At 63.4% G+C, this 19,526-nt stretch carries 17 protein-coding genes; 12 read left to right on the forward strand and 5 right to left on the reverse strand.

The annotated features are described in order from the left end of the window. Positions 1 to 323: 323 nt before the first annotated feature. From OHD58_RS13145 to OHD58_RS13170, 6 genes are all read left to right on the forward strand, one after another. Positions 324 to 1,466 carry a slipin family protein gene (locus OHD58_RS13145; RefSeq protein ID WP_263803806.1) on the forward strand — a complete coding sequence of 381 codons (1,143 nt, stop codon included), beginning with the start codon at positions 324 to 326 and terminating at the stop codon, positions 1,464 to 1,466. A gap of 174 nt (positions 1,467 to 1,640) precedes the next feature. Continuing rightward, positions 1,641 to 1,925 (forward strand): acyl carrier protein, encoded by a 285-nt coding sequence (locus OHD58_RS13150; RefSeq protein WP_263803808.1) that lies wholly within the window; start codon positions 1,641 to 1,643, stop codon positions 1,923 to 1,925. A gap of 33 nt (positions 1,926 to 1,958) precedes the next feature. Continuing rightward, entirely contained in the window at positions 1,959 to 3,146 is a 1,188-nt protein-coding gene (locus OHD58_RS13155) for a beta-ketoacyl-ACP synthase (RefSeq protein ID WP_263803809.1), read from the forward strand. A gap of 19 nt (positions 3,147 to 3,165) precedes the next feature. Continuing rightward, positions 3,166 to 4,437: a beta-ketoacyl-ACP synthase gene (locus tag OHD58_RS13160; RefSeq protein WP_263803810.1), complete on the forward strand. Its 1,272-nt coding sequence runs from the start codon at positions 3,166 to 3,168 to the stop codon at positions 4,435 to 4,437. Positions 4,438 to 4,471: 34 nt separating this feature from the next. Further along, entirely contained in the window at positions 4,472 to 5,500 is a 1,029-nt protein-coding gene (locus OHD58_RS13165) for a zinc-binding dehydrogenase (RefSeq protein WP_263803811.1), read from the forward strand. Positions 5,501 to 5,560: 60 nt separating this feature from the next. Continuing rightward, positions 5,561 to 6,517, forward strand: a complete 957-nt coding sequence (locus OHD58_RS13170) for a lipid A biosynthesis lauroyl acyltransferase (RefSeq protein ID WP_263803812.1) — start codon at positions 5,561 to 5,563, stop codon at positions 6,515 to 6,517. A 3-nt stretch (positions 6,518 to 6,520) separates the two neighbouring features. On the opposite strand, the gene OHD58_RS13175 is transcribed toward OHD58_RS13170, so the two are convergent. From OHD58_RS13175 to OHD58_RS13190, 4 genes are all read right to left on the reverse strand, one after another. Further along, positions 6,521 to 7,456, reverse strand: a complete 936-nt coding sequence (locus tag OHD58_RS13175) for a dimethyl sulfoxide reductase anchor subunit family protein (RefSeq protein ID WP_263803813.1) — start codon at positions 7,454 to 7,456, stop codon at positions 6,521 to 6,523. After that, positions 7,456 to 8,223: a 4Fe-4S dicluster domain-containing protein gene (locus OHD58_RS13180; protein ID WP_263803814.1), complete on the reverse strand. Its 768-nt coding sequence runs from the start codon at positions 8,221 to 8,223 to the stop codon at positions 7,456 to 7,458. The genes OHD58_RS13175 and OHD58_RS13180 overlap by 1 nt, the downstream gene beginning before the upstream one ends. Continuing rightward, a complete protein-coding gene (locus tag OHD58_RS13185) occupies positions 8,220 to 11,069 on the reverse strand; it encodes a molybdopterin oxidoreductase family protein (RefSeq protein WP_263803816.1) in 2,850 nt (949 codons plus the stop codon). Before OHD58_RS13185 ends, OHD58_RS13180 begins: the two co-directional genes overlap by 4 nt. Before the next feature lie 136 nt (positions 11,070 to 11,205). Then, positions 11,206 to 11,637: a L,D-transpeptidase gene (locus OHD58_RS13190; RefSeq protein ID WP_263803817.1), complete on the reverse strand. Its 432-nt coding sequence runs from the start codon at positions 11,635 to 11,637 to the stop codon at positions 11,206 to 11,208. Positions 11,638 to 11,845: 208 nt separating this feature from the next. On the opposite strand from OHD58_RS13190, the gene OHD58_RS13195 reads away from it, so the two are divergent. The 5 genes from OHD58_RS13195 to OHD58_RS13215 all read left to right on the forward strand — a co-directional run bounded on the left by OHD58_RS13195 (position 11,846) and on the right by OHD58_RS13215 (position 18,180). Then, on the forward strand, positions 11,846 to 13,126 hold the full coding sequence (locus OHD58_RS13195) for an acetylornithine deacetylase/succinyl-diaminopimelate desuccinylase family protein (protein WP_263803819.1): 1,281 nt from the start codon (positions 11,846 to 11,848) through the stop codon (positions 13,124 to 13,126). Positions 13,127 to 13,240: 114 nt separating this feature from the next. Next, entirely contained in the window at positions 13,241 to 14,719 is a 1,479-nt protein-coding gene (locus tag OHD58_RS13200; protein WP_263803820.1) for an ABC transporter substrate-binding protein, read from the forward strand. A 25-nt stretch (positions 14,720 to 14,744) separates the two neighbouring features. Then, entirely contained in the window at positions 14,745 to 15,692 is a 948-nt protein-coding gene (locus OHD58_RS13205) for an ABC transporter permease (RefSeq protein WP_263803821.1), read from the forward strand. Beyond that, positions 15,689 to 16,558: an ABC transporter permease gene (locus OHD58_RS13210; protein WP_263803822.1), complete on the forward strand. Its 870-nt coding sequence runs from the start codon at positions 15,689 to 15,691 to the stop codon at positions 16,556 to 16,558. The genes OHD58_RS13205 and OHD58_RS13210 overlap by 4 nt, the downstream gene beginning before the upstream one ends. Further along, complete coding sequence (locus OHD58_RS13215) at positions 16,555 to 18,180, forward strand: ABC transporter ATP-binding protein (RefSeq protein ID WP_263803824.1); 1,626 nt, start codon at positions 16,555 to 16,557, stop codon at positions 18,178 to 18,180. Before OHD58_RS13210 ends, OHD58_RS13215 begins: the two co-directional genes overlap by 4 nt. A 1-nt stretch (position 18,181) precedes the next feature. Here OHD58_RS13215 and OHD58_RS13220 read toward each other — a convergent pair whose 3' ends face one another. Continuing rightward, positions 18,182 to 18,613, reverse strand: a complete 432-nt coding sequence (locus OHD58_RS13220) for a TerB family tellurite resistance protein (protein WP_263803825.1) — start codon at positions 18,611 to 18,613, stop codon at positions 18,182 to 18,184. 111 nt (positions 18,614 to 18,724) lie between these two features. On the opposite strand from OHD58_RS13220, the gene OHD58_RS13225 reads away from it, so the two are divergent. Beyond that, positions 18,725 to 19,510 carry a TSUP family transporter gene (locus OHD58_RS13225; RefSeq protein WP_263803826.1) on the forward strand — a complete coding sequence of 262 codons (786 nt, stop codon included), beginning with the start codon at positions 18,725 to 18,727 and terminating at the stop codon, positions 19,508 to 19,510. The last annotated feature ends 16 nt before the right edge of the window (positions 19,511 to 19,526 follow it).

The raw sequence follows: 19,526 nt of genomic DNA on the forward strand, positions 1-19,526 counted from the left end.
TTTTAAGGTGTCCATCTGAACGACGGTCCGGGGACTGGAATGCGGAAGGCCTGACGACGGGCTCCAAGCCTGCGGGCAAGGAATTCGACCGATGGCCTGATGCCGTCCCTCTGCGGCCAGGCCCGCGGTGATGGCCAAGACGCATGCCCGCCGGCAACGGAGCGTCGCTCCAGCGCCCGCCCGCATGCCTCGCGGCCCGCTCCCGCTGGCCCGCCTCGGAAGGATGCCACCGGTCCCCGGATCTTTCATGCCCGGGACGCGAAACAGAACGAAAGGACGATCGACGCATGACTTAGCCATGCCCGACAGGAGTGAAGAACATGATGACCATTCTCGACAAGGTTCTTGGACGCCAGCGCGTCCTCGTAAAGGAAAACGAACGTGCGATCGCCCTCTACAAGGGCGAGATGCTGGGCATTCTCGGCCCGGGCGAACATGCTTTGCCCAACCGCCGCAACCGCCTCGACATCTTCCGGCACGATCTGAAGAGCCCGGAATTCGTTTCGGCGTTCGAGAAGGCGTTGTTCGACAAGCTCCCGGACGTGGCGGCGCGTCATTTGACGGTGTTCCGCACCAGCCGCACTGAAGTAGCCGTGGTCGAGCGGGACGCACAGATCCACACGGTTCTGGGTCCGGACCGCAAGCTTTCGGTGTGGACGGATGCTGGTCCGTGGACGTCGACCGTGGTCGACATCTCGGAAGGACTGACCGTTGATGCAGCCCTGCTGCGCCGGCTCGTGCTGGCCAGCAAGGCGAACGTCGTGACGACGTCCTACGTTGCGGAAGGCTATGCCGGCCTGCTGTTCGTGGATGGCGTGTATGTCGAAACGCTGGCGCCGGGCGCGCACGGCTTCTGGAACACCGGCCGTTCAGTGCTCGTGAAGCTCGTCGACCTGAAGCGCCAGTCGCTCGACGTGGCCGGACAGGAGATGCTGACCAAGGATCGCGTGACGATCCGCGTCAACATCGCCGCCGACTACCGCGTCGTCGACCCGCTGAAGGCGGTGGCGACGGTGAAGGACTTCTCCGAAGCCCTCTACCGTGCGCTGCAGTTCGCCTTCCGCAAGACGCTTGGCGCCCTGACGCTTGATCAGATCCTTGAAAAGAAGGTGACGGTCGACGAAGAGGCGGCAGGCAAGGTGCGCGCCGACATGGCCGAGATCGGCGTCGAGGTTTCCGATATCGCCCTCAAGGATGTTATCCTGCCGGGCGAGATGCGCGAGATCCTCAACCAGGTGGTCGCGGCCGAAAAGCAGGCCGAGGCCAACGTCATCCGCCGCCGCGAGGAGACGAACGCAACGCGTTCCCTGCTCAACACGGCGAAGGTGATGGCCGAGAACCCGGTGATGCTGCGCCTGAAGGAGCTCGAGGCGCTGGAAACCATCGCCGGCAAGGTCGAGCGTCTGACGGTCCACAACGGCACCGGCGGGCTCTTGAACGACCTGGTGAAGCTCCGCGACCAGTGAGCATCCAAAGCAACAAGAAGGGCCGTCCGTTTGCACGGACGGCCCTTCGTTTCTATCTGTTTAGCGCCGCTGGCCGGCAGGCGGGAGCATTTCGCCCTTTTCCTGCAAGGCAAAACCGATTAGAGAGCCCGACAAACTTCATCCTTGAATCCGACCCTATCGAGGGAATTGCCTGTGTCCACCACATTTGAAAAAGTTGCGAAAATCATTGCCGATACCAGCGAGATCGATATCGATTCGATCACGCCGGAGAGCCATACGATCGATGACCTCGGTATCGACAGCCTCGATTTCCTCGACATCGTGTTCGCCATCGACAAGGAATTCGGCATCAAGGTGCCGCTCGAAAAGTGGACCCAGGAAGTCAATGATGGCAAGGTCTCGACGGAAGAGTACTTCGTCATGAAGAACCTCTGCGCCAAGATCGACGCCCTCGTCGCCGCCAAGAACGCCGTCTGACCGGCGTTTCCAGCCGAACAACCACGGACAACCATGAGCGCCCGCGACGTCGTCATCACCGGCATCGGCCTCGTCTCATCGCTTGGCGAAGGCGCCGACGCGCACTGGCAAAAACTGTCGGTGCCGGGCGTCAAGCCGGTTGTCGACGAAGCGCGCTACGCGCCCTACACCGTGCATCCGCTGCCCGAAATCGACTGGAGCCTGCAGATCGCCAAGCGCGGCGACCAGCGCCAGATGGAAAACTGGCAGCGGCTCGGCACCTATACGGCGGGCCTCGCGCTCGACGATGCCGGGGTGAAGGGCGACGAAGCGCTCTGCTCCACCATGGACATGATCGTCGCCGCCGGCGGCGGCGAACGCGACGAGGCGGTGGATCAGGGCATTCTCGATGCCTCGGCCACCCGCAACGACCGTGACGTCCTGCTCAACGAAAAGCTCACCACCGAGCTTCGCCCGACGCTTTTCCTGGCGCAGCTTTCCAACCTGCTGGCCGGCAACATCTCCATCGTCCACAAGGTAACGGGATCCTCGCGCACCTTCATGGGCGAAGAAGGCGCCGGCATCTCGGCGGTCGAGACGGCCGCCGCACGCATCCGCTCGGGCCGCTCGACCCATGCGCTGGTGGGGGGTGCCTTCCAGACAGAGCACTCCGACATGCTGCTGGCCTATGAACTCGCCGGCTATCTGCATCGCGGCGCCTGGAAATCCGTGTGGGAGCGCAAGCGCTCCGAAGGTGGCGGTGTCGTCACCGGCTCGGGTGCGGCATTCCTCGTGCTGGAATCGCGCGAACATGCGCAAAAGCGCGGGCGCGATGTATACGCGGCGCTGGGTCCAGTCGCTTCGGGGCGCCACCAGCGTTCCGGCGACGGGTTGTCGACCGCGGTGACCGACCTCGTCAGGGCGACGGGCATTCCGGCCGGCCGACTGCTGGCGCTCTCCGGCGCTTCGGGTGCCCATGCGGCGACCGCTGCCGAAAAGGCGGCGCTCGCCGCGGCCGGGGAAATTGCCGTGCGCGGCGTCTCGACGGTTACCGGCCATTTGAAAGAGGCACAGTTCCCGTTCGCCATCGCGCTGGCGGCGCTCGCCGTGAAGAACCGCGCCGGCTATCCGGCCTTCGACGGCGCCAACGAGCCGGCCTTCGACGGCGCGCCCGAGGCTGCACTCGCCACCGCGATCGGCTACCATCGCTTCGAAGGCGCGGCGCTCATCAGCCGAGCGTAAGCGCGCAAAGGAAAAGGTCATGGCAAGAACCAAAGACCATCTCGGCAGGCCGGTCGTGGCCGTCACCGGCATCGGCGTCGTCACTTCGCTCGGCATCGGCAAGAAAGACAATTGGGCGGCCCTAACCTCGGGGCGCTCCGGCATTCATCCGATCACGCGCTTTCCTGTCGATCACATGAACACCCGCATCGCTGGTACCGTCGATTTTCTCGGCTCGAGCGACAAGGGCGCGACCGCCCTCACCTACGAACTGGCGGAAACGTCGGCCCGCGAGGCGCTCGACGAAGCCGGTTTCACCAACGGCCATTTCGCCGGTCCGCTGTTTCTCGCCTCGCCGCCGGTCGAGATGGACTGGCACGACCGTTTTGCGCTCTACAATTCGGTCAGCGAACCCGAGGGTTACCAGCGCCTGCTCACCGTCGGCCGCAATTTGCAGACGCATGAGATCTTCGAATCCACGCAATTCGGCTCGATCGCCGACCGGCTCGCCGATCGCTTCGGCACGCAGGGCCTGCCGGTGACGCTGTCGACGGCCTGCGCCTCGGGCGCCACCGCGATCCAGCTTGGCGTCGAGGCGATCCAGCGCGGTGAGACCGATCGCGCCATCGCCATCGGCGCAGACGGCTCGGCGACCGCCGAGGCGCTGATCCGTTTCTCGCTGCTGTCGGCGCTATCGACCAGCAACGACAACCCGGAACGGGCCTCCAAGCCGTTCTCGAAGGACCGCGACGGTTTCGTGCTTGCCGAAGGTTCGGCGGCACTGGTGCTGGAATCGCTCGAAAGCGCCGAGGCGCGCGGCGCCACGATACTCGGCATCATGCGCGGCTGCGGCGAGCGCGCGGACGATTTCCACCGCACCCGCTCGAAGCCGGACGGTTCGCCGGCCATCGCCGCCGTGAAGGCGGCGCTGGCCGACGCCGGCCTCCGCGACGACGAGATCGACTATGTCAACGCGCACGGCACTTCGACGCCGGAAAACGACAAGATGGAGCATCTGTCGCTGTCGACGGTGTTCGGCGAGCGCATCCGTTCGATCCCGGTATCGTCGAACAAATCTATGATCGGCCACACGCTCTCGGCGGCGGGTGCCATCGAGGCGGCCTTCTCGCTGCTGACCATGCGCGAAGGCGTCATCCCCCCGACCATCAACTACGACAACCCCGATCCGGCGATCGAGCTCGACGTGGTGCCCAACGTCAAGCGCGAGGCCAAGGTGCGCACCGTGCTTTCCAATTCGTTCGGTTTCGGCGGCCAGAACACCTGCCTTGTCATGGCGCGGGAACCGGTCTAAGCGACCGGTTCCGATCGCCATTTCAGGAAAAACAATGCGTGCATTGCAACTCGTCGAGGACCGCAAGCTCGAGATCGTCGATCTCGCGCCGCCGTCGGCACCCGAACGCGGCGAAGTCACGCTGCGCATCAAGGCGGTGGCGCTGAACCACATCGATGTCTGGGGCTGGCGCGGCATGGCCTTCGCCAAGCGCAAGATGCCGCTGGTCATCGGCGCCGAGGCCTCCGGCGAGGTCGATGCCGTCGGCCCGGGCGTCTCTAACCTGCTGCCCGGCCAACTGGTTTCCATCTACGGCGCCCGCACCTGCGGGCTGTGCCGTCCCTGCCGCGAAGGTCGCGACAATCTCTGCGAACATGTTTCGGGCGTGCACGGCTTCCATCTGGACGGTTTTGCCCAGGAGAAGATCAATCTCCCGGCAAGATTGCTGGTCCCTGCCCCACCCGGTGTCAGCGATATCGCGGCGGCTGTCGCCCCGGTCACCTTCGGCACTGTCGAGCACATGCTGTTCGACAATGCGAAATTGCAGCCCGGCGAGACGATCCTCGTGCATGCCGGCGGTTCCGGCATCGGCTCGGCGGCGATCCAGCTTGCCAAGCGCATGGGCTGCACCGTCATCACAACGGTCGGTTCGGATGCCAAGATCGAGAAGGCCAAGGCGCTTGGCGCCGACCATGTCATCAACTACCGCGAGGACCGCTTCGAGGGCGTGGTGCGCAAGCTGACGAGAAAAAAGGGCGTCGACGTCGTATTCGAGCATGTCGGCGCGGATACCTGGGCCGGCTCCATGCTTTGCATGAAGCGTGGCGGGCGCCTGGTCACCTGCGGTTCGACATCCGGCGTCTCGACTCAGATGAACCTGATGCAGCTCTTCCAGCAGCAGTTGAAGATCCTCGGCTCGTTCGGCTGCCGCATGGAGAACATGGCCGACGCCATGCAGAAGATGGCGGCAGGCATCGTCAGCCCGGTGATCGACACCGAAACGGGTTTCGACGACATCGACACGGCGCTGAAACGCATGGAAGGCCGCGACGTCTTCGGCAAGATCATCCTGCGGGTGAACTGACGCCATGATCCCGAAGCGCGGGACTCGGTCTTCGGACTCGATCACGGTTGGCAAGAACTGATGCGGCCAATCATCGCGAAATTGCTGCAAGGCCTGAAACAGCTGAATTACTGGCTGGTCGCCCAGCTGGCGCTGGCCGTGCTGACCGTGCTGCGCCTGCTGCCGCCGGACAAGGCTCTGAACTTCGCCGACCGCGCGGCCCGGAAAGTCGGCCCGTGGATCGGTCGCCATCGGGTCGCTCTCGACAATCTCAGGAAAGCCTATCCCGAGAAGACCGAGGCCGAGATCGAAGCGATCGCGCTCGACATGTGGGGCAACATGGCCCGGCTCGGTGCTGAATACATCTTTCTCGACCAACTGTTCGATTACGTGCCGGATGTACGCACCGATGGCCGAATCGAGGTTTCCGGCAAGGAAACATTCCTCAAGCTGGCAGCCGAAAAAGACCGGCCGCACATTATCTTCACTGGCCATCTCGGCAATTTCGAGCTGCTCCCGGTGGCGGGCGCGGCCTTCGGGCTCGCCGTCACCGCGATGTTTCGCCCGCCGAACAATCCCTACATCGCCGAATATGTGTTCTCGACGCGGCAGTCGAAGATGGGCGGGCTGCTGGCCTCGCGCGCCGGCGCAGCCTTCGCGCTGGCCCGCATCCTCGAGGCCGGCGGCAATATCGGCGTGCTGGTCGACCAGAAGTTCCAGTACGGCATCCGGACGCAATTTTTCGGTCGCGAATGCGAAACGAGCCCCTTGGTGCCGAAACTCGCCAAGCAATATGACTGCGACGTTTACCCGGCCCGCTGCATTAGATTGCCTGGCAACAGGTTCCGGTTGATTCTTCAGGAAAGACTCGAATTGCCCCGCACCGGTGACGGCCAGGTCGACGTGGCCGCGACCGCGCAGGTTCTGACCGATATTGTTGAAGGATGGGTGCGCGAAGATCCGGGGCAGTGGATGTGGTTCCACAAGCGCTGGAACATCACTCCGCCGAAGCCGAATCGCGCCAAACGCGCCGCTTAGCCGTTAGCCGCCGTAGTAGTTCATCACGGCGTGGCGGGCTTCCGCAAAGAACAGCCAGCGTTCGGCCAGCATGCCGATGATGTGCGAAATGACCGCAAGCGTCATTGCCAGTATAGCCGCCAGTCCCCCACCTGCACCTGCCACCGTCGTGACCAGCAGCATGAAAACCAGCGCGGCGGGCAGCAGGCCGCCAAGCAGCAGCGCAAGCCGCCGCAGCTTCACGGCGTGCTTGCGCGCGATGCGGAAACCCATTTCGCGCGTCAGGTAGTTTTCGGTCATATGCGGACGTTCAAAGAGCCGGACACGACCGATATTTCCGAGACCGGTGGCGGTTTCAGGCGTCGATAGCGGGACAAGCCCATCCATGTTGCGGCGCCAGGCAATCTTCACCACCCAGGCGGCAATGGTGAAAAGCAGCGCCAGCAGCAGCAGGAAAAGCCCCGAGTTTCTTCCAGCCATGGCAAAGAAGGCGCCCAGCAGCGAACCGCCTGCCGCGGCGAAGAGCAAGTAGCAAAGCGGCGTGAGCGGCGTGTGCCAGGCCTGCACGGATTTGAGCGAGGCGTAGATCATCGCCGTGCAGTAGACGGTGACCCCGGCCAGCACGGTTCCGAGCAGCCCCGGCAGCACCAGGTACCGGCTTTCGATCACCGATGCCCAGGCCGACCACAGAAGCGGCAGGAAGGTGAGGATCGCCATCACGCCTTCGCGTGACAGCCAACTCGACCGCCATTGGCTCAGCGCCCGCCAGGCGCGCTGCGGATTGCCGAGATGCAGCGTCGACGAGAGCAGACCGATCGCGATCATCAGCAGCGCCAGAACATGCGCGACCTTGGTCAAGGTGAGCGACGGGTCGAGCAGCCCAAGCCCCAATATCGCGGCAAGGCCGTAGCCGAGGCCGGAAAGCGTGGTGAAGACGATGATCGAAGGCGCCGGATGCATCAAATCCGCTCCAGAACGCCATCGAGCCAGGCAAAGAAGCCTTTCGCGCCGTCGGTGTTTTCCGCCAGCGGCATCAAGGGCGCACCGGCTGCGAGGCTCTTGCGCGGCCGCGGCGGCAGATATTTGTTGACCGGCCGCGTCCCCTGCTCCGGCATCAGGTCCATGCCGCCGCGCTCCATTGTCATGATCGAGACGGCCGATTGGGGATCGGAAAAATCACCGAAATGGCGGGCGTTGGCGGGGCAGGTACGCACGCAGGCGGGCTGGCGGTCCGCCTCCTCCATCGTCTCGTTGTAGATGCGGTCGATGCACAGCGTGCATTTCTTCATGACGCCGGCCGCCAGGTCCATCTCGCGCGCGCCATAAGGACAGGCCCAGGCACACAGTCCGCAGCCGATGCACATGTCCTCGTCGACGAGTACGATGCCGTCTTCGGCCCGCTTGTAGGAGGCGCCGGTCGGGCAGACGGTGACGCAGGGCGCGTCCTCGCAGTGCAGGCAGGATTTCGGGAAGTGTACGATCCGCGCCTCACCCGCCTCGCCGACGATCTCGCCGCCCTCGGGCACCACTTCGAAAGTGTGGACACGGTTCAGCCAGGCGCCGGAAACGTCCGCGCCATAGGGGGCCTGGTCGGACAGCGCCGAACCGTAACCACCGGTGTTCCATTCCTTGCAATTGACGACGCAGGCGTGGCAGCCGACGCAGACATCGAGATCGATGACAAGGCCGAGCTTTTTCGGCGTCGGCAACGCGGGAAGCAAGGTCATTTCGCCCACTCCTGCCCGTACCGCAGTTGCTCGACCTCGACATGCGTTCTGCCGGGTTCGGCAACCGTCGCAAAATGCGGCTCACTGATTTCCGCCGGTTCCGCCTTCTCGATGCGCACGCGCAGATCATACCAGGCCGCCTGCCCGGTGACCGGATCGGAGTTCGACCACCGCAGGCCATCGCCTTTCGGTGGTAGAAGTTCATGAATCAAGTGGTTCATCAGGAAGCCTTTTCTGGCTTCCGGCGCATCCTGGTCAAGGGCCCAGGCACCCTTGCGCTTGCCGATCGCATTCCAGGTCCAGATGGTGTCGCGGTTGACTGCGTCGCTGCGTGCGATCTCGACCTTGATACGGCCGTGGTGGGAGATCACCCAGATCCAGTCGCCGTCGGCGAGCCCCATCTCGTCGCAGATCGGACCCGGCACATAGAGGGGGTTGCGGGTGTGAATCTGCCTGAGCCAGGCATTCATCGAACCCCAGGAATGGTACATCGCCGCCGGCCGCTGGGTGATCGCGTGATATGGAAATTTTTCGCGGTCGACCGCGGCTTCCTCGAATGGCCGATACCAGTCCGGCAGCGGCGAAAACGTGTCGAGGATGCGCTGCCGATGGGTCTCGGGAGCTTTCGGCTCGCGCACGCCCTCGGCCGAAAGCCGGAACTTCTGCAGCGATTCCTGGTAAAGCTGGAAGGTCACCGGCTTCGGCTGGTCGAAGAAGCCCATTTTTACGGCGAAGTCCTGGTACGCCTTGTTGGCGTGCTTGAAGAACTGCGCCTCCATCGGAATGTGGGCGGAGAAAAAAGAGCCGTTCTCGATGTAGCGCTTCAACTGATCCGGATTGGCAGCACCCCTGCCCGTCCGGTCGCCGTTGACGCCGCGAAAACCAGCCAGCGGCCCGATGCCCGGCCGCCGCTCGTGGCGAACGATATAGTCGGCGTAGTCCTTGTAGAGCGCCTTGCCCCGCTGATCGACGAAACCGTTGAGCTTCAGCCGCGCGGCGAGATCGAGCAGCACGGTCTGGAAACCGCGCACATCGCGGTCCGGTTCGATCACCGGCCAGCGGATGGCATCCTGTACCGCGTCCGGCTCGGAAATCGGCCGGTCGAGCAGCGAAATGCAATCATGGCGCTCCAGGTAGGTGGTATCGGGCAGCACGAGGTCGGCATAAGCGACCGTTTCCGAGGCATAGGCGTCGGAATAGATGATTTTCGGGATCTTGTAATCGCCTGTGGCGGGATCCTTGTCCTCCAGCATCCTGATGACGCCGGCGGTGTTCATCGACGAGTTCCACGCCATGTTGGCCATGTAGAGGAACAGCACGTCGACCGGGTAAGGATCGCCGGCATGCGCATTGGCGATGACCATGTGCATGGCGCCGTGCACGGCAAACGGCGCATCCCAGGAAAATGCCTTGTCGATGCGGTTCGGGCGGCCCTCGGCGTCGATCAGCATATCTTCCGGGCCGCGCGGAAAGCCGAGATGCGGGCCGGAAAGCGGCTTGTTCGAGCCGAAATGCTCGGCGCGGCCATGCGGCGTCGGATGCGCCTCGACCGGCTTCGGATAGGGCGGCTCGAAGCGGAAGGCGCCGGGACAATCGACCGCGCCGATCAGCACCTGCAACATGTGCAGCGCGCGCGCCGTCTGGAAACCGTTGGAATGCGCCGAGAGCCCGCGCATCGCGTGGAAGGACACCGGGCGGCCGATATAACTTTCATGCCGCTCACCATGCATATCGGTCCAGGGTTGATCGATGCTGATCGTTTCCTCGAAGGCGACGCGGGCAATCTCCGCGGCAAGCCCGCGAATGATTTCCGGCGCGATGCCGGTCTCCCCGGAAACAGCCTCCGGTGCGTATTGCGGGTCGAGATATTTTTCGGCGAGCAACTGGAACGACGGCACGGCAAAGCGCCCGTCGTCGAGTTGGAAGCGGCCGGACAGCGCCGGCCGGGCGCCCCTGGTGCCTTCCGCAACCGGTCGCTCCGTAACCGTCTCGAAGATCAACGGCTTGCCGTCGGCATCGCGGGCGAACAAGCCATGCTCAGCCGTACCCGGCGCGTCGATGACCAGCCACGGGGCGTTCGAATAGCGCACCAGATAGTCGACGTCGATCTTCCGAGCCTTCAGCAATTCGTGCACGACGGCGAGAATCAGCAACCCGTCCGTGCCGGGCCGGATACCTATCCAGTTGTCGGCGACCGCGGAGTAGCCGGTGCGCACCGGATTGACCGAGATGAAGCGCGCGCCGTTCTTCTTGACCTTGGCGATGCCCATCTTGAGTGGGTTGGAATCATGGTCTTCGGCAACCCCGAACATGACGAACAGCCTGGTCCGGTCCCAGTCGGGCGCGCCGAACTCCCAGAAGGCGCCACCAATGGTCATGATGCCCGCCGCCGCCATGTTGACCGAGCAGAAGCCGCCATGCGCGGCATAGTTGGGCGTGCCATATTGCTGCGCCCAGAAACCGGTGAGCGACTGCGACTGGTCGCGGCCGGTGAAGAACGCAAGTTTCTTCGGATCGCTCTCCCGGACCCGCCCGAGCCAGTCGGCGGCCAGCGTCAGCGCCTCGTCCCAGGAGATTTCCTTGAATTCGCCGGATCCGCGCGGCCCGGTCCTGAGCAGCGGCGCACGCAGCCGCGCCGGCGCGTAATGCTGCATGATGCCTGCCGATCCCTTGGCGCAGAGCACGCCCTTGTTGACCGGGTGGTCGCGATTGCCCTCGATGTAGCGGATCTTGCCGTCCTTGATGTGGACGTTGATGCCGCAGCGGCAGGCGCACATGTAGCATGTGGTCTTGCGGACTTCGTCGGCTACCGGCTTCGACAGCGCGACTCGCAAAGTGGACTTCATCGGCGGGCTCCCTGAGCCCCCTGTCCTATAGGCCGGTCGAAAGAAAGAAAATGGGGACGGGCGTCCTTTCAGGGCGCCCTGTCTAAAATTTGTATATACTTATCCGCCCCAGCGAACGTACTGGCGCGCCAACCGGTCAGTTGACGACGACGATCCGCGTGTTGCCGGGACCGACCTGCTTCACCAGCGAGTAGAAGCGGGCTGCATTGGCTGTCGCCAGGCGCACGCAGCCATGCGAAGCCGGACGGCCGAGCTGCTTGACGTAGCCGGTGCCGTGGATGGCATAGCCGCCACGGAAAAACACCGAATACGGCATCGGCGACATGTCGTATTTGCGCGAATACCACATCTTGTGAAGTCGGGTCGGCCTGTAGTTGCCGCGCGGGGTCACATACCCCTTTCGCGCCGTCGAAACCCGCCAGGTGTGGATGACCCGTCCCTGCTTGCTGACGGTCATCGTCTGGTTGCCGACATCGATGCGGGCAACAAGCCCTGCCGCCCAACCTTGTGAAGTGACGCCAAGCAGCATCGCTGCAAACGCCATTGCCATGAGAAATTTCTTCTTCATGCGACCCAACCCCTATTCTGCCCGATTTAAATCTAAGTTCACTTTTCTGAATGGCAGGTGAACGAGATTACACGAGTTTCTTAAAAATTTCTTGATTCCAACCCTCGGCTGCTGAACACTTCCTTGTGAATGCTGCGGGCTTACCCGCTGAGACTGGCCCAACCGAGCCACCTTGCCAAACAGCGCCCTTCCCTGCTCAATTTGCCGGATGAACGAAAGACTGAGCAAGACAATCGACGACCGCGTCGAAGACCTCGTGGCGCTGACGGCCGATCTGATCCGCTTTCCAACCGTCAATCCGCCGGGCGAAGCCTATACGCCTTGCGCCGAGTACATCGCGGCGCGGCTGAAGAAGCGGCGTTTCGAAACCCAGTTCATCCGCGGCGAAGGCACGCCCGGCGACAACGACCGCTACCCGCGCGTCAATGTGGTCGCCCGTTTCGACGGCAGGAGCAGCGGCGCGACCGTACATTTCAACTCGCATATCGACGTGGTGGAGGCCGGTGTGGGCTGGAGCGTCGATCCGTTTGCCGGCGTGGTGAAGGACGGCAAGGTTTATGGCCGCGGCGCCTGCGACATGAAAGGCGGACTGGCGGCCTCGATCATCGCAGCAGAAGCCTTCATGGACACCTATCCGGATTTTCCCGGCGCGATCGAGATTTCCGGCACCGTCGACGAGGAATCGGGCGGGTTCGGCGGCGTCGCCTACCTGGCCCGGCAAGGCTTTTTCTCGAAGCCCCGCGTCGACCATGTGATCATTCCGGAACCGCTCAACAAGGACCGCATCTGCCTCGGCCATCGCGGGGTCTGGTGGGCGGAGATCGAGACCAAGGGCGAGATCGCGCATGGTTCGATGCCGTTCCTCGGCGATTGCGCGGTACGGCACATGGGTGCCGTCCTGCATGCCTTCGAAGACGAGTTGTATCCCGCGCTCGACCGCAAGCAGACGAAAATGCCGGTCGTTCCGGAAGGTGCCAAGCGCTCGACCATGAATATCAACTCGGTTCACGGCGGCCAGACCGACGACTTCCGGCCGGGTCTGCCCTCTCCCAACGTTCCCGACTGGTGCCGCCTGACCATCGACCGTCGTTTCCTGCTCGAGGAAAACCTGGACGACGTGAAGGGCGAGGTGACGGCGATCCTCGATCGGCTCAAACGCGAGCGGCCGAAATTCGACTACGAAATCCGCGACCTGATGGAGGTTCTCCCGCTGATGACCGAGCGCGACGCGCCGGTGGTCACCGCCGTCGCGCAAGGCATAAGGGAGATTTTCGGCAAGGAACCGGACTACGTCATCTCGCCCGGCACCTACGACCAGAAGCACATCTCCCGCATCGGCCATCTGCACGACTGCATCGCCTATGGCCCCGGCATACTCGACCTAGCCCACCGTCCGGACGAATGGGTCGGCATCGCCGACATGGTCGAATCGGCAAAGGTGATGGCGATCGGGCTGGACGTGCTGTTGCGCGGCGTGCGCCACAACTGAAGCTGTTGGGAAAAGATTTCCCGCGCGAACACCGCACTGCAACAAACTTTGATTTACTCTCGCTAAAATTCAGGCTTCAATCGCCGCGGCTTCATTCTTCGGGAGAGAAAACCAATGAGAGCTTGGCAATCCATCCTCGCAGCTACGGCGGTTGCGCTGGCCTCCAGCACGATGGCGATGGCTGCGAGAACCGACCTGGTGCTCGGGGTTCCACTCGAACCGCCGCATCTCGACCCGACAGCCGGCGCCGCGGCAGCCATCGACGAGGTGCTCTACACCAACGTGTTCGAAGGCCTCACCCGTATCGGTTCCAAGGGCGAGGTTCTGCCTGCGCTTGCCGAAAGCTGGACCGTTTCCGACGACGGCAAGACCTATACGTTCAAGCTCCACACCGGCGTGAAATTCCATGACGGCAGCGATTTCAATGCCGACGACGTCAAGTTCTCACTCGACCGGGCTCGCGCCGAAAATTCGACCAATGCACAGAAAAAGCTGTTTGCCGCCATCGATACGGTCGAGGTCGTGGATCCCACGACAGTGAAGGTGTCGCTGAAGCACCCGGAGGGGCAGTTTCTCTACAATATGGGCATCGGCGACGCGATCATCGTGGCGCCGGAATCGGCCGAGACCAACAAGGAAAAGCCGATCGGCACCGGACCCTTCAAGTTCGACAGCTGGGCCAAGGGCTCCTCGATCAAGCTTTCCAAGACTGACGGCTACTGGGGCGATGCGGTTTTTCTCGACAAGGTCGAGTTCCGCATCGTGCCGGATGCCGCGGCGGCGATCCCCGCGCTGCTTTCCGGCGACGTGCAGGCTTTCCCGTTTTTCCAGCCTGACGGCGTCTCACAGATCGAGGGCGATCCGCGCTTCAAGGTGGTGATTGGCTCGACCGAAGGCGAGACGATCTTGACCATGAACAACAAGAAGCCGCCATTCGACAAGCTCGAGGTTCGCCAGGCGATCGCCTCGGCGATCGACCGCAAGGCGGTCATAGACGCCGCATCAAACGGACTCGGCCAGCCGATCGGCTCGTTCATGTCGCCTGCCAATCCGGCCTATGTCGACCTGACCGCCACCTATCCCCACGATGTCGCCAAGGCCAAGGAATATCTGAAGGCGGCCGGACTGGAAGGCGGCTTCAGTGCGACGATCAAATTACCGCCACCCTCCTATGCGCGGCTCGGCGGCGAGGTGATCGCCTCGCAACTGCGTGAGGTCGGCATCAACCTCGAGATTATCCCGGTCGAATGGGCCGACTGGCTGAGCAAAGTGTTCACCGACAAGGATTTCGACCTCACCATCGTCTCGCACACCGAGGCAAACGATATCGATATCTTTTCGCGGCCGGGCTACTATTTCCAGTATGAGAATCCAGAGTTCAACAAGTTGATCGAGGAACTCGCCGTCACCAACGACGAGGCCAAGCGCAACGAACTGCTGGGTTCGGCGCAGAAGATCCTCGCCCAAGACGTTCCGGCGGTCTTCCTGTACGAATTGCCGAAGGTCGGTGTCTGGGACGCCAAGCTGGAAGGGCTCTGGGACAACGCACCGATCCAGGCGAATGACCTGACCAAGGTGAAATGGCTAGAGTGAGCAGGCCGTCCGCGACCTGACATCCATGACCGCATATCTCCTGAAGCGCCTGCTGATCGGCCTGGCGACGCTGGTGGTGGCGTCGCTGGTCGTTTTCGGCGTGCTTGAGATCCTGCCCGGAGACCCCGCCCGACTGATGCTCGGCTTCGAGGCCACCGAGGATGCGATCCAGGCCCTGCGCGTCGAGATGGGCCTCGACCAGCCTCTGCTGTGGCGCTACCTCGACTGGGTGGGGGGATTGCTGACCCTCGATTTCGGCCGGTCGTACACCTATTCGGTGCCGGTCATCGACCTCGTGTCCGAACGTGTCGTGGTGTCGCTGCCACTCGCCCTTATCGCGCTGACGCTGTCGACGGCAATCGCCATCCCGGTCGGCGTTTTCTCCGCATCGCGGCGCGGCCGTCCCGCCGACACGATCTCGATGGGAGCGGCGCAGGTCGGCGTCGCGGTGCCCAATTTCTGGTTTGCGCTGCTATTGATCTATGTGTTTGCCGTATGGCTGCGGCTGGTGCCGGCAGGCGGCTTTCCCGGCTGGAGCGCCGGCGCCTGGCCGGCGCTGAAGGCATTGATGCTACCGGCTGTCGCGCTGGCGTTGCCGCAGGCTGCGATCCTTGCGCGCGTCACCCGCTCGGCGCTGCTGGAAGTGCTCGGGGAAGACTATATCCGCACCGCGCGCGCCAAGGGCATGCCGCGGCGCACGGTGCTGTGGCGGCACGCGCTGCGCAACGCCATGATCCCCGTTCTGACCATCCTCGGCCTGCAATTCGCCTTCCTGCTCGCCGGCACCATCATCATCGAGAACGTCTTCTATCTGCCGGGGCTCGGCCGGCTGGTCTTCCAGGCGATCACCCAGCGCGACCTTATCGTCGTCGAGAGCGTCGTCATGCTGCTGGTGGCGAGCGTCATCGTCGTCAATCTCCTCGTCGACCTCTCCTACGCGCTTGTCGATCCGCGCCTGAGGGTCAATCGATGACCGACAGCACTGACTTCCGGAGCGAGACATTCGGCAGCTTCGCCGCGAAGGCATTTGCCAACAGGTCGTTCCTTGCCGGCTTCGTCATAACCGTGCTGATCGCGGCAATGGCATTGCTGTCGTTCCTGTGGACGCCCTACGACGTCACCAGGCTGATCGTCGCGGACCGCATGCAGGCGCCATCGGCGGTGCATCTTTTCGGCACCGACCATTTCGGCCGCGATGTCCTTTCCATGATCATGGTTGGCGCGCGCAACTCGATCGCCGTGGCGCTCGTCGCCGTCGGCATCGGCATGGGGATCGGCGTGCCGCTCGGCTGCTGGGCGGCGGCGCGCGGCGGGCTTGCCGATGAAATCCTGATGCGCTTCAACGACCTTGTCTTCGCCTTCCCGGCGCTGCTGTCGGCGATCATGATCACTGCGATCTTCGGGCCGGGCGCCGTCAACGCCATCATCGCCATCGGCATCTTCAACATACCGGTGTTCGCCCGCGTGGCGCGTGCCGGCGCGCTGTCGCTATGGCCGCGCGAATTCATCCTTGCCGCGCGTGCCGCCGGCAAAGGCAAGGCGCTGATCACCATCGAGCATATCCTGCCCAACATCGCCAACCTGCTGCTCGTGCAGGGCACCATCCAGTTCGCACTCGGCATCCTCGCCGAAGCCGGGCTTTCCTATCTCGGGCTCGGCGCGCAGCCGCCAATGCCGAGCTGGGGCCGCATGCTGTTCGACGCGCAGACCCGCATGATCGTGGCGCCCTATCTCGCCATCTTCCCCGGCTTCGCCATCGTCTTCACGGTGCTCGGCCTCAACTTGCTCGGCGATGGCCTCAGCGACGTGCTCGACCCCAAACTGAGGCGCCAGCGGTGAGCCTGCTCGAGATCGAAAACCTGTCGGTCGAGATCGATGGCACGCCGATCCTGCGCGACATCGACCTGACCATCGACCAAGGCGAAGTGATGGGGTTGGTCGGCGAAAGCGGCTCCGGCAAATCCATTACCGCGCTGACCGTGATGCGGCTTTTGCCTTATGCCGCCCGCGCCGCGGGCCGGGTGAGCTTCAACGGCATCGACATTCTCGCGGCAAGCGAAGACCAGATGTGCGCTCTGCGCGGCGACGACATCGGCATGGTGTTCCAGGAGCCGATGACGGCGCTCAATCCGGTCAAGACAATCGGCGAGCAGGTGGCCGAGGGCATCCGCTGGCATACCCGCGCCAACCGGGCAGATGCAGAGGCGCATGCGCGCAGGATCCTCGACCGCGTCGGCCTGCCGGAATCCAAATTTCCGCTCTCCTGCTATCCGCACGAACTTTCCGGCGGCCAGCGCCAGCGCGTCGTCATCGCCATCGCTTGCGCATTGAAGCCGAAGTTGCTGATCGCCGACGAGCCGACCACGGCGCTCGATGTCGTGTTGCAGAAGCAGATCCTCGAACTGCTGCGCGACCTTGTCGACGAAAACCGCATGGGCCTGCTTTTGATTTCGCACGATCTGGCGGTGGTGACCGACATGGCCGACCGCATCACCGTGATGCGGCACGGCGAGGTGATGGAAAGCGGCGATACCGCGCGCACCCTGTCGGAGCAGGTGCATCCCTATACGCGGCAACTGGCACAGGCCTCGATGCATGTGCCGGTGCGCGCCAAACCGCACGGCGTGTCGGGTAGTGGCGAGATGCTGCTCGAGGTGAAAAACGTCAGCCGCGACTATCCCGGCCGCCGCACATCGTTCTTGCGCAAGGCGGAGCCGTTGCGCGCCGTCGACAATGTCTCGTTCTCGATGCGGCCCGGCCAGTCGACGGCGCTGGTCGGTCGTTCCGGTTGTGGAAAATCCACGCTCGCCCGCATGATCCTGGCGCTCGACAAATCGACCGCCGGCGAAATCCGTTTCACCGGCGAGACACTGACCGGCAAGGACGAAGCCGCGTTGAAACCCGCGCGCCGCAACATGCAGGTCGTGTTCCAGGACCCGTACGGCTCATTCAACCCGCGTCACAAGGTCGAGCGCCTTGTCGCCGAACCGCTGCACCTGCTCGAAAAGAAGCCGAACTCGGCGGAGCGGCGCGAAAAAGTGGCTGCGGCGCTGCATGAAGTCGGTCTTAGCCCGCGCGACATGGATAAATACCCGCACGAGTTTTCCGGCGGACAGCGCCAGCGTCTGTCGATCGCGCGTGCCATCATCACGCGGCCGAAACTCGTCGTCGCCGACGAACCCGTGTCGGCGCTCGACGTCTCGATCCGCGCCCAGATCCTCGACCTGTTCGCCGACCTCAACAGCCGGCTCGGCGTCGCCTATCTCTTCATCACCCACGACCTGACGGTGGCGCGCGCCATCACCGACGACGTGATGGTGATGCATGAGGGCAAGATCGTGGAGAGCGGCAGGACGAATGACGTGCTCGACCATCCGCAATCGGAAGCTGCCAAAGCGCTGGTAGCGGCTGCGCCCGACCTGCACCGCGCCATCGCACGACGATTACAAGAACAGGGCTGATTCAGGTTTTCGACTGCACCAGGTCGTTCGGATCGACGCCCAGAAGCTCGAGGGTGCGCTTCAGAAGCCGTATCTCCTGCTCGGCAAGCTGGGTATCCGCCTTGGCGATCGCCGCCATGTGGCGGGCGAGAGTCTTGCGGCGGTCGAGATCGAGCCCGCGGAAAAGATCGACCGCCTGGGTCCCGCTTGTCTCGTAGCCAAAGTCGTTCAAATAGTCGACGACACCGTCGATGCTCTCGCCTTCGATGCCGAAAGCATCGCGGCAGATACGCCGGAACGTTGCCATCTCATTGTCATCGACCTTGCCGTCGGCCAGGATCATGCGGAAGAGCAGCAGCAGTTCGGCTGAAAGCACCGGATCGTCGGCGACCTTGCGGACGCCTGGATCGCCCTCGATCATCATGCGCACCCTGGCGAGAACACTGTCCAGCATCGGCAATCCCCTGAGTTGGTCGCCTGCGAACGTAGCGCGAAATGCAACTTGCGCAAGCGCCTCCGCTATGGTCGAAGCGGCGGCCCGCCACAAGTATAACGTTGCCTCTCGATGATCGATCCCGCCACCGATATCATCCTGCTGCTTTGCATCGCCGCCTTCTGCGGCGGTTTCATCGATTCGATCGCCGGGGGCGGCGGGCTGATCACCGTGCCGGCCCTGCTGCTGGCCGGCTTCAGCCCGGTCCAGGCCCTTGCCACCAACAAGCTGCAAGGCGTGTTCGGTACGGGCGCTGCAACCATCACCTATGCCTCGAAAGGCCTGGTCGATCTGCGCCGCCAATTGGTCCCGGCCGTCCTGTCCTGCGCCGGTTCGGTGGTCGGCGCTCTGGTCGCCACGGTGATTCCCGGCGACCTTCTGCGCATCGCCCTGCCCTTCCTTTTGATCGCCATAGCGATCTATTTCGTCCTCAAGCCCAACATGGATGATATCGACCGCGCCGAGCGCATGTCGCCATTTCTGTTCGGGTTGAGCATCGTGCCGCTGATCGGCTTCTACGACGGCATGTTCGGTCCTGGCGCCGGTTCCTTCTTCATGCTGGCGTTCGTTTCCCTCGCCGGCTACGGGGTCCTGAAGGCAACGGCCCACACCAAGCTGCTGAACTTTGCTTCCAACGTTGGCGGCCTGGCCTTTTTCGCCGCCGTCGGCGCGGTGTCGTGGAAAGTCGGCCTGATGATGGGCGTGGTGCAGGTTCTCGGCGCCCGCATGGGAGCGAGGCTTGCCATGAAGAACGGCGCCAAACTGATAAAGCCCTTGCTGGTGATCGTATGCGTGGCGTTGGCACTGCGGCTGCTGCTCGATCCGGCACACCCCTTGCGTGTAATGATTGGCGGCTAACCCGCATAGGAATAGA

The sequence above is a fragment of the Mesorhizobium sp. ZC-5 genome (assembly GCF_025753855.1).
In the GTDB taxonomy this organism is placed as follows: Bacteria; Pseudomonadota; Alphaproteobacteria; order Rhizobiales; family Rhizobiaceae; genus Neomesorhizobium.

Coding starts and splice junctions, on each gene's coding strand:
- OHD58_RS13195 (WP_263803819.1), top strand. CDS start 11,846: ATGAACGAAAGACTGAGCAAGACAATCGACGACCGCGTCGAAGACCTC.
- OHD58_RS13200 (WP_263803820.1), top strand. CDS start 13,241: ATGAGAGCTTGGCAATCCATCCTCGCAGCTACGGCGGTTGCGCTGGCC.
- OHD58_RS13175 (WP_263803813.1), bottom strand. CDS start 7,456: ATGCATCCGGCGCCTTCGATCATCGTCTTCACCACGCTTTCCGGCCTC.
- OHD58_RS13220 (WP_263803825.1), bottom strand. CDS start 18,613: ATGCTGGACAGTGTTCTCGCCAGGGTGCGCATGATGATCGAGGGCGAT.
- OHD58_RS13155 (WP_263803809.1), top strand. CDS start 1,959: ATGAGCGCCCGCGACGTCGTCATCACCGGCATCGGCCTCGTCTCATCG.
- OHD58_RS13210 (WP_263803822.1), top strand. CDS start 15,689: ATGACCGACAGCACTGACTTCCGGAGCGAGACATTCGGCAGCTTCGCC.
- OHD58_RS13180 (WP_263803814.1), bottom strand. CDS start 8,223: ATGACCTTGCTTCCCGCGTTGCCGACGCCGAAAAAGCTCGGCCTTGTC.
- OHD58_RS13170 (WP_263803812.1), top strand. CDS start 5,561: ATGCGGCCAATCATCGCGAAATTGCTGCAAGGCCTGAAACAGCTGAAT.
- OHD58_RS13160 (WP_263803810.1), top strand. CDS start 3,166: ATGGCAAGAACCAAAGACCATCTCGGCAGGCCGGTCGTGGCCGTCACC.
- OHD58_RS13185 (WP_263803816.1), bottom strand. CDS start 11,069: ATGAAGTCCACTTTGCGAGTCGCGCTGTCGAAGCCGGTAGCCGACGAA.
- OHD58_RS13225 (WP_263803826.1), top strand. CDS start 18,725: ATGATCGATCCCGCCACCGATATCATCCTGCTGCTTTGCATCGCCGCC.
- OHD58_RS13145 (WP_263803806.1), top strand. CDS start 324: ATGACCATTCTCGACAAGGTTCTTGGACGCCAGCGCGTCCTCGTAAAG.
- OHD58_RS13190 (WP_263803817.1), bottom strand. CDS start 11,637: ATGAAGAAGAAATTTCTCATGGCAATGGCGTTTGCAGCGATGCTGCTT.
- OHD58_RS13165 (WP_263803811.1), top strand. CDS start 4,472: ATGCGTGCATTGCAACTCGTCGAGGACCGCAAGCTCGAGATCGTCGAT.
- OHD58_RS13205 (WP_263803821.1), top strand. CDS start 14,745: ATGACCGCATATCTCCTGAAGCGCCTGCTGATCGGCCTGGCGACGCTG.